Genomic DNA, 14,268 nt, shown 5'->3' with positions numbered 1-14,268 from the left:
TTTTACAATTATAAAAATTAGATTGCTAATATTTCTGAAATCAGTAAAAGGTCTTTATTGATTTCATTATGTTTTTTAATGGCTTCTTCAATAGGAGTGTATACCATATCGTTGGAACGCATTCCTGCCATTACATTTGTTTTACCTTCCATTAATCCTACCACGGCTCCGTATCCCAGTCTGCTCGCAAGAACCCTGTCTGCACAGCTCGGAGATCCTCCTCTCTGGATATGTCCCAGAATAGCTACACGAATGTCATAGTCAGGAAACTCCTGTTTTGTCTGCTCTGCCAGTTCATAAATATTCGCCAGTTTCTCTCCCTCGGCAACAACTACGATACTGGAAGCTTTTCCGGTTTTTTCAGCATTTCTGAAAGTCGCAAAAAGCTCATCTACACTGTCCTTTTTCTCAGGAATAAGAATATCCAAAGCTCCTGTTGCCAAGCCACTATTTAATGCAATAAATCCAGCATCCCGACCCATAACCTCAACAAAGAATACTCTGTTGTGAGAAGTGGCTGTATCACGGATTTTATCAATAGCTTCCATGGCAGTATTCAAAGCCGTATCATATCCAATAGTATTGTCGGTACCGAAAATATCATTGTCGATAGTCCCCGGAACACCAATTACTCTGATACCAAATTCTTCATTGAAGATCTTCGCACCTGTGAAAGTTCCATCTCCACCAATACACACAATTGCATCAACACCATGTTTAACGCAATTATTGTAGGCTTTCTGACGTCCTTCTTTAGTTCTGAATTCCTGGGATCTTGCGGACTTTAAGATAGTTCCGCCCTGGTTGATTATATTTTTTACGGAACGAGGACCCATTTTTAGGAAATCATCGTTGATTAGGCCATTGTAGCCTTCTCTTATTCCGTAACATTCGATATTATAATAATTTGCCGTTCTTACCACCGCCCTTAATGCAGCATTCATACCCGGGGAGTCTCCTCCGGAAGTAAGAACTGCAATTTTTTTTACAGCACTTTCTTTCATCTAGTAAAAAATTTCGAACACAAATTTACAAAAACAAGTTCAGATTATAGTAGTAAGTTGATAATACTTTTGAATATAAATTGTTAAAAACTTCTAAAGTTTGTTGGTTTAAAAATATATCTCGCAGTTTTTGTTTCATTAGCTTTTACGTCTAAGTTGTACCACGGAGATCTGTTTTTATCAAAAGGATTGGAAAGAACATGGATAGATTGGGCAGGAGTGAAACCTTCACTTAGTAAAAATAACTTTTTCCCTTCTTTATTTCTGCAAGCGCCACTTATCAATACAACATGTCCAGGACTTCCTGGTGTAATAAGAATGTCTCCGCTTTTTAAATCCTCACTTTTTAAAACCGGTTTTGTTTCTTTATTTAATGAAATAGTTCCTGCATAATTAAAGATTAGATTTAGATAACTTCTGAAATTTTGAGGCGAGTCATCGAAAGGGGCTGTCTTTTTGAAATTAACAGAATTACCATTGACAAAGGCCCGTGTTCCGTTTTTATAATCTTTCCAGCTCAGCAGATCACCATTTGTAAAATGAAATTGAATTTCATCTTGTCTTTTATTTTTAACTAAATATTCTGCCCTTAGCCGAATCACCGCATCTGCACATTGTTGAAGATCCTGATCTCCGGTATCGATATCAAAAATTGCTTCATGTAGATGCTGGGTAGATATTGGATTTCCGTCATATCTAAGTATCTTGCTTTTATAGGGTTTTAAAGTGAAATTTTCGAGAAAATACCCGAAAGATTCCTGTTTTTCATCAATCCATTCATATCCCTGAGGTGCAGAAAACCTTTCTTTGATAGTATTTTTATCGGTATGAACCAAAATTTCTGATCCTGTCCCGTTATCTATTTCAGATATTGCATTTCTTTTCTTATCAGGAATACAGCTGATAATACTGATTAACGCAATTGTAAATAAAGTTTTTCCTGCCATCTTATGGTGTTTTTATTTTACATTACCTCTTTTCTGTCAGGTACTTCCAGTACCTTTTTGGGACATGCTGAATATGGAGCTTTAGATTTTTTCTTTCTGTAATATTGATTTTTATAAAGTAACGTTGCCATAATTTTTGATATTGGCTCTCTTCATCATGGAATTTCTGCTCATATTGATCAAGATCCAGTTTTTCATCAGGATAAAAGAAGTCACAATTTTCAAGATCATACAAAATTCCATAATTTCTTCTGAGGTCATAAATCATCCACTTTTGATCCTGATATCGATCTTTAAAATGTTTTCTGATCAGGGGAATAACGTTGAAATCAGGATCTATTTTTGCAAAGAAAACGCCATCCTGCATTTTCTCAAACCTTACAAATGCTGTCATCCGATGCCTTTCTCTGTCTACGGATTTACATATTTTCGATATTTTTAAAATATCACTATCCGCATAATTCTGAAGAATATTTTCATGAGGATGTTGTACAGATAATTGTATGGCTGAAAGGATAATTCTTTCTGATTCCGGATCTTCTGATAGAAAAACTTTCAGCAATTGATGGATTCCGGATCTCCCTATGTTCTCTTCCAGCTTCTTGAAAACTCTTTCTGCCTTTTCTGTCTGAGTGACTACTTCGTGGGTTTCTGCAAAAATGTTTTCCTGATGATATTGATTTTTGCCGAAAATTTCAACGTCTTTATAGCGGTATTCGAATACTTCAAACACTGCAGTTAAAAGTCCGTCAAAGCTTCCGTCGTAGAGTAGGGTAGTCATTTATTTTATATGGCAGTTTAATAATATAGAGATGTAAAATTTATAAACTTTTTAAAGATTTTTATCACAGTTTGCCTTTGAACAGGGAGAAAATCATTGTTCTTTAAAACAAGGTAAGTTGCTGTGAAAACTGATTATGAAATTTCGACGAGCTTCCTCCAATCAATAATTTCTTTAAATTTTGATTCGTTAAATATTTCAAAAAACCATTTCCTGCATTGAAGTCAATAAAGTATTTTGCTCTGTTTACAGCTGCTCCTAATTTCTTAAGATGATCCATGTTTAAAATCTGAAAACGTCTTGCTTGTACTATTTTTTTAGCTGTTTTTACACCAATTCCCGGAATTCGAAGAATCATTTGATAGTCAGCTGTCTGGAGATTGACAGGGAATTGATCAAGATGTCTTAATACCCAGCTTAATTTGGGGTCAATTTCAAGATCGAGAAAAGGAAGATTGGGATCTAAAATTTCTTCTGCTTTAAAGCCGTAAAATCTCATGAGCCAGTCAGATTGATACAATCTGTTTTCTCTAAGCATTGGAACTTCAGTAGTTAATGAGGGTAATCTTTTGTCTTCCAATACCGGTACATACCCTGAATAATAGACTCTTTTAAGGTTATAATTTTTATAAAAATGATCCGCGACTTTTATAATCTGAAGATCATTTTCATTGGTAGCTCCTACGATCATTTGGGTCGACTGACCGGCTGGTGCGAATTTCGGAACTTTCCGGAAAATCTTTTTTTCATCATTATATTGGGAGATTCCTTTCTGAATATAACGCATAGGACTGATCATATCGGCCCTGTTTTTTTCAGGAGCGAGTAGCTTGAGTCCGCTTTCGGTTGGAATTTCAAGATTGACAGACAGACGGTCCGCATAGAGTGCTGCTTCCTGCATTAATTCATCGCTTGCTCCAGGAATGGATTTTAAGTGAATATATCCATTGAAATTTTCTTCAAGTCGTAATTTTTTTGCAACTCTCACCAGACGTTCCATGGTCGTGTCAGCATTTTTAAAAATGCCTGAACTTAAAAAAAGCCCTTCTATATAATTTCTACGATAAAAGTTAATGGTAAGATCCACTACTTCTTCCACCGTAAAAGCTGCCCTTTTGATATCATTGGAGCTTCTTGAAACACAGTATGCACAATCATAAATACAATGATTGGTCAAAAGAACTTTAAGCAGGGAGACACATCGTCCGTCTTCTGTATAGGTATGACAAATCCCGCTTATGGAACTGTCTCCCAAAGCACCTTTTTTATTTTTTCGTGTTCCTCCGCTGGAAGAGCAGGAAACATCATATTTCGCTGCGTCAGCAAGGATTTCGAGTTTTTCTTTTAGGCGGTCAAAGTTCATATGTTATGATATAAGGACGATTTAACTCTGTGAATTTTAATTCAAAAGTAATTCCAAAATTGAGAAATGTCACCCTTTTTAACATAAAGTTATCAACAGAATAAAGTATCAAAATCAGTATATTTACGGTTCTTTAAAGTTATACTATGAATCATCAACCGATTGAAGGTTTTTCCAAATTGACCAAACAGGGGAAAATAGACTGGCTAGTCAATGAATATCTTGACGGCGATCAGGAATATCAAAAAATATTAAAGCAATACTGGAATGATAATACAGAACTTCAGAAGCTTCATGATGAATTTTCGGAAAATACGATCTCTAATTTTTATATGCCTTACGGAATAGCACCTAATTTTTTAATAGATGGGAAATTGGTGGCTTTGCCGATGGCTGTTGAAGAAAGTTCTGTGGTGGCTGCTGCATCTAAGGCTGCCAAATTCTGGATCGATAAAGGAGGTTTTAAAACGACCATTATTAATACAGAAAAATTGGGGCATACTCACTTCATTTTTAATGGAGAATCTCATAAACTATTGCATTTTTTTAATTTTAAATTAAAGAAAAAACTATTTGAGGCTACGGAAGCAATAACCGCTAACATGAGAAATCGTGGTGGTGGAATTTTGGATATTAAGCTGGTGGATAAGACTGCTGATATGGCTCATTACTTCCAATTGAAGGCAAGTTTTGATACAGTGGATTCAATGGGAGCCAATTTTATAAATTCTTGTCTGGAGCAATTTGGGAAAACATTGAAAGAAGAAGTTGCTAAAGAAGAAGACTTTACCAAAGAGGAAAAAGATTCTTTACAGATCGTAATGAATATTCTCTCCAACTTTACTCCCGACTGTGTGGTTCGTGCTGAAGTTTCTTGTAAAATTGATGATCTTAAAGATGATAGCGGGATTTCCAACGAAGAATTTGCCAGAAAATTTAAACAGGCTGTAACGATTGCTGAAATTGAGCCGTTCCGTGCAACCACTCATAATAAAGGAATTATGAATGGAGTGGATGCGGTGGTGATTGCTACGGGAAATGACTTCAGAGCAACAGAAGCCTGTGCACACGCTTACGCTGCAAAAGACGGTCAGTACAGGTCTTTGACTCATTGCACCACTGATAACGGAATTTTCAGATTTTGGATCGATCTTCCTATATCTGTAGGTGTTGTTGGCGGACTGACTAACCTCCATCCGTTAGTCAAGTTTTCATTAGCTCTTCTTGGTAAGCCATCTGCTCAGGAGTTAATGAGTATACTTGCTGTTTCAGGATTAGCACAGAATTTCGGGGCACTGCGTTCGTTAGTGACCACGGGAATTCAGAAAGGGCATATGAAGATGCATTTATTGAATATTCTGAATCAGATGGGAGCAACGGAAGAGGAGAAGCAGCATTTTGTTACCTATTTCAAAGACAAAACAGTTACCCATCACGAGGTTATCACAGAGTTTAACAGAATGAGAGCCCAATAATATGTTTGGAATCATATTATCAGCATTTGTTTTAGTTTTCGGAATTTTTCTGAAAATAACCCGGAACCCCGGTTTTGCAAGAAGTAAAAATATGGCCTGGATGTTAATAGCTATCGGAGCTTTGTCTTTGGTGTTTAAAATTTTAAACTATAAATAAGACAGATTAATTGAAGATCTGATCTCATAAATTGATATAATGAAAACAATTACTTTAGTATTTGGTGCCGTTTATGGCATGTTATCGGTTATTTTAGGTGCGTTCGGTGCGCACGCTTTAAAGAAAATATTGTCAGTTGAAAGGCTGGAAAGTTTTGAAACAGGAGTAAGATATCAAATGTATGCTGCTTTCTTTCTGTTGATCATTGGATTTATTTTGAAATTTGAAACCTCTTCAGAAAAGTGGGTTTCTATTTTGATGATTGCAGGAACAATGTTGTTTTCATTCAGTATATACTTCCTGAGTTTGCAGGACTATTTGGGAGCTAACCTGAAATTCCTGGGACCGATTACTCCACTTGGAGGCCTTTTAATGATCCTTAGCTGGGGAATGCTTATTCTTTATTTTGCTAAAAATAGGATCTAAGCGCAATGAAAATTAACAGAAGGCGAAGGTTAATCAGAACGTTTAATCTCTTAGATCAGCCCATCAGATTTAATCCATTTGTATTCAGCCGGACATTTTTTATGTGGGCTTTTACCGGATTGGTAGGTGGAGTCATTGCCGGACTGTATTGGATTGTATTGGAATATTTTACTGACTTTTTAGCTCAATATCAAGGTTGGATGGTAATTCCAACAATGGCCGTTTGCGGATTATTAGCCGGTCTGGTTATTCACTTCATCGGTGATCCGGGTGAAATTCATCTGATTGTTAATAATATCAGATTTAATAAAGGAAAGCTCGATCCTAAAAATAACCCCTCCATGATCTTGTCGTCGCTTTTTTGTGTCGCTTCAGGAGGTAGTTTAGGGCCTGAAGCTCCCTTGGTTCAGGTAACGGGATCTACAGGAACCTGGTTAGGGAAGATTTTCAGATTGAAGGGCGAGGAGTTGAGATCTTTAAGTATTGCAGGGATGGCATCCGGTTTCACTGCATTATTTGGTGCACCACTCGGTGGAAGTCTTTTTTCACTTGAAATTTTACATCATAAGCATGCCGTTGAATATTATAAAGCAATAATTCCTGCATTGGTCGCAAGCTGTTTCAGCTATGTAATGTTCGCATTGATTATTCATCTCGGGATAGGTGCTACATGGAACCTGAAAGCGTATCACTATTCCGGAGTTTACGATTTTATGTATGCCTGTATGTTTGCTGTTATTGCAACATTTGTAGGATGGTTGTTTATTTTTGTAGTTAAGTTTTTCAAAAAAGTCTTCGAGTACAGAAACTTTCCCATCTATGTAAAAACATTAGTAGGTGGAATTGTTTTGGGTATTATTGCGTTTTACTTCCCCATCACCAGATACTTCGGGCACCATGAAGTTAATGAGCTGATCGGAGGGGGTTTTTCTCTGAATTTTTTACTTTTAATTCTGGTCTTTAAAATATTAGCGATAGCAATCACAGTGACCTCGGGCTGGAGAGGAGGGTTTATTATCCCTTTGTTTTTTGTGGGAACTACTTTGGGGCTGATCATACATCATCTTTTTCCATCAGTAGATACCACACTGGCAATTGTAAGCTGTATGGCTGCAATTAACGCTTGTGTAACCAGGACGCCTATGAGTACAACTATTATTCTCGGGACTTTAACAGGATTTACTTATTTTGTTCCGATACTTTTTGCGAGCTTAACAGGATATTTCCTGGCTCCGAAAATCCCTTTTATAGGATCTCAATCAGAAAAAATAACCGAAGAATAAAGAAAATATCAGGACCTGTTAAAAATCAAGGTGCTTACCATTTAATTTTTGGACTTAGAATCTTGAACTTCCATGTCTTTTTAGTAAATTTGTCAACCTTTATAATTTAAAATAAAATAATAAAAATAATATGAATCTTCACGAGTATCAATCAAAAGAGATTTTATCAAAGTATGGAGTAGCTATCCAACGTGGTTTCGTTGCAAACAACGTAGATGAAGCTGTAGCTGCTGCTGAAAAACTAACTGCTGAAACTGGCGCTCAAGGGTGGGTAGTAAAAGCTCAGATCCACGCAGGGGGTCGTGGTAAAGGTGGTGGTGTAAAGTTCTCTCCAAACATGGATAAGCTTAAAGAAAACGCTCAGAACATCATCGGAATGCAGTTGGTAACTCCACAAACTTCTGCTGAGGGTAAAAAAGTAAATTCTGTTTTGGTTGCAGAGGATGTATATTATCCGGGTGAAACAGAAACTAAAGAATTCTATGTTTCTATTTTATTAGACAGAGCTGAAGGTAAAAATACAATCGTATATTCTACTGAAGGTGGTATGGATATCGAACATGTTGCTGAAGTAACACCTCATTTGATTCACAAAGAAATCATTGATCCTGCTTTAGGTCTTCAAGGTTTCCAGGCTAGAAAGATTGCTTTCAACTTAGGTCTTGAAGGAAATGCTTTCAAAGAATTTGTAAAATTCATCGGTTCTCTTTACAACGCATATACAGGAATTGATGCTTCTCTTTTCGAAATCAACCCTGTTTTAAAAACTTCTGATAATAAAATTATCGCAGTAGATGCTAAAGTAACTTTGGATGACAATTCATTGTTCCGTCACAAAGATTTAGCTGAGCTAAGAGATACCAGAGAAGAAGATCCAATGGATGTTGAAGCTGGTGAAGCTGGTCTTAACTTCGTAAAATTAGATGGTAACGTTGCTTGTATGGTAAACGGTGCGGGTCTTGCGATGGCGACTATGGATATCATTAAATTATCAGGTGGTAATCCTGCTAACTTCCTTGACGTTGGAGGAACTGCTGATGCTCAGAGAGTACAGACTGCTTTCGGAATTATCTTAAGAGATCCGAACGTAAAAGCAATCTTAATCAATATCTTCGGAGGTATCGTAAGATGTGATAGAGTAGCTCAGGGTGTTGTAGATGCTTACAAAGCGATGGGAAGCTTACCAGTTCCATTGATCGTGAGATTACAGGGAACCAATGCAGTTGAAGCTAAGAAATTAATTGACGAGTCTGGTCTTCCGGTACACTCTGCAATTACTTTAGAGGAAGCTGCTAACAAAGTAAAAGAAGTATTAGCATAAGCTAGCTACTTATTATAAAAATTAAAACCGCTTGAAAAAGCGGTTTTTTTATTTTCTATTTGTCCTGATTTGATGTAGGACTGCTATTGCTTTCTCCTCCTCCTGTAATATTGATGCTGGTCGGGGTTACTAACAGGATGTTATCCGAATCAAGACGTTGCTTGATCTTCATATATGCATCACTCTTTACGCGGGTAATGTTGGCTCCAATGGTCATCCAGAATTTAGCCTGTAAATTGAATATCCCTTGTTTAAGATCGGTAAATACAACCTCGGCAGTATCCAGTTTGTCTACATATTCTAATCCTTTTATTACTTCCAGAATTCCCATTTGCGCCTTGTTGATATCTTCATCAGCCGGAATTTCAAAATTCAGGATTATTCTTCTCTGCGGAGAAGCAGTGATATTTGAAAAAGGAGAATTAAAAATGACCTGATTGGGAATATAAACCTTTTTACCGTCATCGGTTATAATCTTTGTTGTCAGAAAACCAATTTCCTGTACTGTTCCTGAGTTATTCCCGATAGATACATAATCACCCACTTTAAAGGCTTTATCGATTCCGATAAGCATTCCTGAAAATATACTGGACACCAGATCCTTTAAAGCAACCCCGGCGATAACCCCCGCAACTCCCAGACTTCCGATGAATTTCCATAGAAAACTGCTGAAACCCATTATTTCTAATGCAATAAAACTACCCATTAGCATAATGATAAACCGGAATACGGCCAGTAAAGTTACCAATGAACTTTCTTTTTCACTTTTAGGAAATAATTTATGAAAGAGCTTTACGGCAAGTTTACTTAAATATTTACTTGAAAATAAGAAGAAAGAAAAAACCAGTATGCCCACAATCAATTTAGGGGTCAGTTCTGCAAATTTTAAATACCAGCTTTGTAGAACTCTGTAGACCACTTCAACATAGCTTAAACCAATTTTCTCCATGTATTAATTTTTTTTAATTTAATATGTAATTTTTCATCAAAAATTTTGCCAGTTTCAAAAAGTCTACTAAATTTGTAGACTAATAAACGATAATGTTATGTCAATCAAACTAGGAGATACCGCACCCAATTTTCAGGCAGAAACTACTGCCGGTGATCTTGACTTTTATAATTATCTGGGAGATTCCTGGGGGATTTTATTCTCGCACCCTGCAGATTATACTCCGGTTTGCACTACGGAGCTTGGCTTTACATCAAAGCTAAAGTCCGAATTTGAAGCAAGGAAAACCAAAGTAATTGCATTGAGTGTAGATGGAGTAGAAGACCATCAGAACTGGATCCGGGACATTAATGAAACTCAAAATACGGATGTGCAATTTCCTATTATTGCAGATAAAGACAGGAAAATTTCGGAATTGTATGATTTCATCCATCCTAATGCTTCAGCAACTGCAACCGTACGCTCTTTGCTTATCATTGATCCGGATAAAAAAGTACGTTTGATTATAACTTATCCTGCTTCTACGGGAAGGAATTTTAATGAAATTATAAGGGTTCTTGACTCTCTTCAATTGGTGGATTCCCATAAAGTGGCTACCCCTGTAAACTGGAAAAATGGAGAAGATGTCATTATTCCACCGTCTATATCAACAGAAGAAGCTCGGGAAATTTTTCCTAAAGGCGTTACAGAAATAAAGCCGTATTTAAGATATACGCCTCAACCGAATACATGATTTATTTGATTTTTTATAGTTTAGTTTTAATTTGTACGAAAAGCGCCTCGAAATTATTCGAGGCGCTTTTATCTTTTTTAAGAAAAATAATTTTCTTAACGACTAGTTTTTAACGTCGTTTATGATTTGTTTTCCTTTAGATGTAGGTAAGAAAATGCTAAATCCTACGTTGAAGGTAAGGGTAGAAGTTAAACCGTTTTTACCGAAACCTGCAACACCATTGTATTTAACAAGTCCTTCAACACCGATGTTAGGTGTAATGAAGTAAGAGTATCCCGGACCTGCACCGAAATCTAACCCAGTGGTAGAGTTTCCTCCTTCGGTAGACGTTCCTCCAATACCAACGTTACCTTCGAAGAACCAACGTCCGTGATGTAAAAGATTATCTATACCTTTTTCACCTGGTGATACATAGTAACGACCTAAAGCCCCTACTTTGTACACAAAGTTTGTAGGTGATCCTTTTGCAACTTTGTTAAATCCTAAATCAACATATCCTCCAAGTGCTACGTTATCTTCAATGAAATAAGCCGCTTTCGGTTGTAAAGAGATGTTATATCCTCCTCCCGTATTAAGACCAAAATTACTAGCTACAATACTACTACCAACCATCCAGTTACCTTTTTGAATCTGAGCATTGGCTGTTGTTGTTAATCCTGCTACCGCTACTATTCCTGCTAAAATTAGTTTTTTCATAATTTATAATTTTAATAATTAATGCTTATTTATTCTATGGGTGGTGAAAATCAATAAATGTGCCATAGTACTCATTTTTAGCTAATTTTACTAAAATAATGTTAAATTAAGAAAAATGAAAATCAAATTAATTTCCTTGTTTTATTGAATAAAATATAATTTTAGACAAGAAGTAATATAATGGAAACAACCAGTCCTAGAGCAGTAAAAAGCATTCCGCGTTTGAATGCTTTTGTTTTTGGATTAAACATCCAGAAGCTTGAGATCACAAAGAAGAATAGGGCAATTCCAAAAAAAGTGTTAAGAGGTGATAGTGTCTCTTTTGACTGGGATTTATGAAGTTTTGTCATTTTATCCAGGACAAATGGCAGCTCTTTTTTTACGTACTTTGCCTCCCCGGTTGTCAGGTTATAGGCTCCCTGTTTGAAATATGCGATGTTTCCGATTCTATTTTCGATTTCTAAGTTTTTAATTTTTAATTCTTTTCCCAATTCCTTTTCAGAAAGGTTTTTAGCTACAATTTTGTCGTAATTTTTCTCCTTTTTTAAAAAGTCTGTATCCCTGTAAACCAGCAATACACCGCTTATCGCATAAACAGCCATAATTCCCGCAAGGAAGTATCCTAAGTAACGATGCGTGATCCTCATGAAACTTCTGGTATCTTTTATTTTATCCATATTTTATTGTTTTGCTTTTATTTTTTTTAATTTCAAAAGTGGAAACTGCAAAAATGCAGTTCCCACTTTTATTGAAAGAATTTTTATATTAAGAATTCTAGAGTCTGTAAGTCAACGTAAAATAATAGTTTCTAGGTGTGATCGGATTCACTGAATAATTCTCATGAACATTATAGTTTACGACATCAAACAGGTTGCCCACTTTACCCTGGATAGAGAACTTATTCCAACTGTAACCGACACTTATATCAACCGTTGTGAATCCGTTAATATCAATCAGTCTTGTTTGTTGTAATTGCCCTTTTACATCATTCCAGCCTGCTTGTCTTTTTCCGGTATAGAATGCTGTAGCTCCTAGCTTCAGACCTTTTGCAAAATCTGTGAAGGTATAAAAAATAGACGCATTTGCTGTAAGGGCAGGAGTTCTTACCAATCTTTGATCTTCAACAAATCCGTTATCTGGAGTTTTTGTATACACAGTATTATTGTAAGAAATACCTCCTATTAAAGACAGGTATTTTGTTGGGTTTCCTGTGATATCCAATTCAACACCTCTACTTCTTATATTGCCGGCATATACTTTATATAATGCCACCTTATTATCTGCAAGATATGGAGATGTGTAAGCATCCCTGTTATTTATTTGATAAGCTGTTAAGTTTACAGCGATAGCATTGTTCCATAAATTTTTCTTAACCCCTACTTCGTATTGATCAATTGTTGATGCTTTTAAAGATAGATTGTTTACATCAAACCCTGAATTAGGTGAGAATGAATTAGTATACGTTGCAAAAACAGATAAATTATCATTAGGATTATAGATTAATCCTACTTTTGGCGATAAGGCATGAGCTTGTAAACCGCTGTTTAATGTAGGCGTTTCTGTTCCTTTTAAGAAATCTTTTACTTCTGTATCTTCATTTTTTAAATAAGACCATCTTATTCCTGCCAATACTTTAAACTCTTTGCTAAGGCTGATCAAGTCTTGTGCATAAAGACCAAATCTTTTCGTTGCTATTCTGTTTCTTGATGATCTATAAGTTTCAGGCATAACACCTTCATTAGACCATGTGGAAGAATTATTTAAATATAATGTTCCATAGTTAATGCTGGTAGGATTAGTAAAGTTGTAAGCATAAGTATCAGCTAAACCATAGTCTCCATCTGCTCCAAATAGAACCTTATGGATAATATTTCCGGTTTTAAATTCTCCATTTAGGTTAACTTGTAATGAAGTGTAATTTTGTTCAGTATAATTTCTTCCCAAAGTTCTGTTCCAGGATGGGTCAAAATTTCCTTTTGCGGATTCATACTGCCATTGAATTCTTTCTGTTGAAAAATAATCTTTTGTATAATTCTGGTAGGAAGCAACTGCATTTAGACTCCATTTACTGTTCAATTGATGGTTTAAAACAACATCTGTAGTGGCTTGTTGGTTGGTTTGATATTGCCAGTTGGCACCTAAAAAACTCCTGCGGTCAACTTCAGTAGCTAACCTGGATATTCCAGTGGTTTTATCAGTAACACTTCCAATTCCAAAATCAGGAGTGAAATTATGATATAAATAATCACCCTCTACAATTAGTTGTGTGTTTTCACTCAAATTAAAAACAAAAGACGGGTTGAAATAATGCTTTTTAGATTCTACCATATCTCTGAAACTTTCGGCATATTCATAAGTTCCATTGACTCTGAAGGCTACCTTTTGGCTTATAGGTCCATAAATGTCAAATACAGGTTTATAAGAATTCCAGCTTCCACCGTTTAATCCGACAGATCCACCAAATTCAAATCTTGGTTTTTTAGTTATAAGGTTTACAATTCCACCTGGCCCTACATTACCATATAACATAGCATTTGCACCTTTTAAAACTTCAACTCTTTCAAGTCCACTTACTTCAGGAAAAACTCCACTGTTTACTCTTGCTCCATTTTTGAAGATATTATCATTTCCAAATATAAAACCTCTTCCTCCAAAGCTATCCTGAGATCCTCCTCTTGCAGATGTCAAATAAATACCATTCACATTTTTAATAACATCACTTAGCTGCTTTGCCTGTTGCTGCTCAATAATTTCATGAGTTACAATAGCTATGGGCTGAGGATTTTCCATTACTGTGAGGTTTGATTTTGTAGATAATGTTCTTGCCTGGTTAGGATTTCCTGTTTTATGAAGATTGATGTCCTCAATGGTTTGAATTCTGATGGTATCTGCTTCAGCATTTTTCATCTGTGAACTCACTGAAACAGCAGTAAATAGAAGACCTAAAGAAAGTAATTGTCTTTTCATTTTATTTTTATATAGAACAGTTTTAAATAAGCCGCAAATGTAAGTATTTGTTTAGAATAGATAAAAATAGTTTTATGATTTTAATCATATTTTCCGACTTGGTGAGATGGATTATTTCTATAGTTCCTTTAGATCGGGGGATAGAGAAGTTTTTATGAATATATTT

General features: G+C 35.8%; 13 protein-coding genes. 5 read left to right on the top strand and 8 right to left on the bottom strand.

What is annotated here, in order from left to right; translation table 11 throughout:
* Nucleotides 1–17 precede the first annotated feature (17 nt).
* The 4 genes from pfkA to G9C87_RS09470 all read right to left on the bottom strand — a co-directional run bounded on the left by pfkA (nucleotide 18) and on the right by G9C87_RS09470 (nucleotide 4,095).
* A complete protein-coding gene (gene pfkA, locus G9C87_RS09485) occupies nucleotides 18–1,004 on the bottom strand; it encodes a 6-phosphofructokinase (RefSeq protein WP_172280439.1) in 987 nt (328 codons plus the stop codon).
* Nucleotides 1,005–1,087: 83 nt separating this feature from the next.
* Nucleotides 1,088–1,951, bottom strand: coding sequence for a DUF4846 domain-containing protein (locus G9C87_RS09480; RefSeq protein WP_172280437.1), 864 nt, complete (start codon nucleotides 1,949–1,951; stop codon nucleotides 1,088–1,090).
* A gap of 22 nt (nucleotides 1,952–1,973) precedes the next feature.
* The gene (locus G9C87_RS09475; protein ID WP_172280435.1) at nucleotides 1,974–2,732 is read right to left on the bottom strand and encodes a TIGR03915 family putative DNA repair protein; all 759 of its coding nucleotides are present in this window, start codon (nucleotides 2,730–2,732) and stop codon (nucleotides 1,974–1,976) included.
* A gap of 103 nt (nucleotides 2,733–2,835) precedes the next feature.
* Nucleotides 2,836–4,095: a putative DNA modification/repair radical SAM protein gene (locus tag G9C87_RS09470; protein WP_172280433.1), complete on the bottom strand. Its 1,260-nt coding sequence runs from the start codon at nucleotides 4,093–4,095 to the stop codon at nucleotides 2,836–2,838.
* A gap of 146 nt (nucleotides 4,096–4,241) precedes the next feature.
* Between G9C87_RS09470 and G9C87_RS09465 the strand changes: the two genes are divergently transcribed.
* The 4 genes from G9C87_RS09465 to sucC all read left to right on the top strand — a co-directional run bounded on the left by G9C87_RS09465 (nucleotide 4,242) and on the right by sucC (nucleotide 8,757).
* On the top strand, nucleotides 4,242–5,570 hold the full coding sequence (locus G9C87_RS09465) for a hydroxymethylglutaryl-CoA reductase, degradative (RefSeq protein ID WP_172280431.1): 1,329 nt from the start codon (nucleotides 4,242–4,244) through the stop codon (nucleotides 5,568–5,570).
* A gap of 196 nt (nucleotides 5,571–5,766) precedes the next feature.
* Nucleotides 5,767–6,153, top strand: a complete 387-nt coding sequence (locus G9C87_RS09460) for a DUF423 domain-containing protein (protein ID WP_172280429.1) — start codon at nucleotides 5,767–5,769, stop codon at nucleotides 6,151–6,153.
* Nucleotides 6,154–6,158: 5 nt separating this feature from the next.
* On the top strand, nucleotides 6,159–7,436 hold the full coding sequence (locus G9C87_RS09455; RefSeq protein WP_172280427.1) for a chloride channel protein: 1,278 nt from the start codon (nucleotides 6,159–6,161) through the stop codon (nucleotides 7,434–7,436).
* 130 nt (nucleotides 7,437–7,566) lie between these two features.
* Nucleotides 7,567–8,757, top strand: coding sequence for an ADP-forming succinate--CoA ligase subunit beta (gene sucC / locus G9C87_RS09450; RefSeq protein WP_076390839.1), 1,191 nt, complete (start codon nucleotides 7,567–7,569; stop codon nucleotides 8,755–8,757).
* Nucleotides 8,758–8,812: 55 nt separating this feature from the next.
* Here sucC and G9C87_RS09445 read toward each other — a convergent pair whose 3' ends face one another.
* A complete protein-coding gene (locus G9C87_RS09445) occupies nucleotides 8,813–9,706 on the bottom strand; it encodes a mechanosensitive ion channel family protein (RefSeq protein ID WP_172280425.1) in 894 nt (297 codons plus the stop codon).
* Nucleotides 9,707–9,803: 97 nt separating this feature from the next.
* Between G9C87_RS09445 and G9C87_RS09440 the strand changes: the two genes are divergently transcribed.
* The gene (locus tag G9C87_RS09440) at nucleotides 9,804–10,439 is read left to right on the top strand and encodes a peroxiredoxin (protein ID WP_172280423.1); all 636 of its coding nucleotides are present in this window, start codon (nucleotides 9,804–9,806) and stop codon (nucleotides 10,437–10,439) included.
* A gap of 102 nt (nucleotides 10,440–10,541) precedes the next feature.
* On the opposite strand, the gene G9C87_RS09435 is transcribed toward G9C87_RS09440, so the two are convergent.
* The 3 genes from G9C87_RS09435 to G9C87_RS09425 all read right to left on the bottom strand — a co-directional run bounded on the left by G9C87_RS09435 (nucleotide 10,542) and on the right by G9C87_RS09425 (nucleotide 14,102).
* A complete protein-coding gene (locus tag G9C87_RS09435; protein WP_172280422.1) occupies nucleotides 10,542–11,135 on the bottom strand; it encodes a hypothetical protein in 594 nt (197 codons plus the stop codon).
* Nucleotides 11,136–11,296: 161 nt separating this feature from the next.
* The gene (locus G9C87_RS09430) at nucleotides 11,297–11,812 is read right to left on the bottom strand and encodes a hypothetical protein (RefSeq protein ID WP_172280420.1); all 516 of its coding nucleotides are present in this window, start codon (nucleotides 11,810–11,812) and stop codon (nucleotides 11,297–11,299) included.
* Between the two features lie 97 nt (nucleotides 11,813–11,909).
* Nucleotides 11,910–14,102 (bottom strand): TonB-dependent siderophore receptor, encoded by a 2,193-nt coding sequence (locus G9C87_RS09425; RefSeq protein ID WP_172280419.1) that lies wholly within the window; start codon nucleotides 14,100–14,102, stop codon nucleotides 11,910–11,912.
* Nucleotides 14,103–14,268 lie beyond the last annotated feature (166 nt).

This window comes from Chryseobacterium sp. LAM-KRS1 (genome assembly GCF_013184525.1).
Classification (GTDB): domain Bacteria; phylum Bacteroidota; class Bacteroidia; order Flavobacteriales; family Weeksellaceae; genus Chryseobacterium; species Chryseobacterium proteolyticum.
This window is presented reverse-complemented; position numbering and strand designations above follow the sequence as displayed.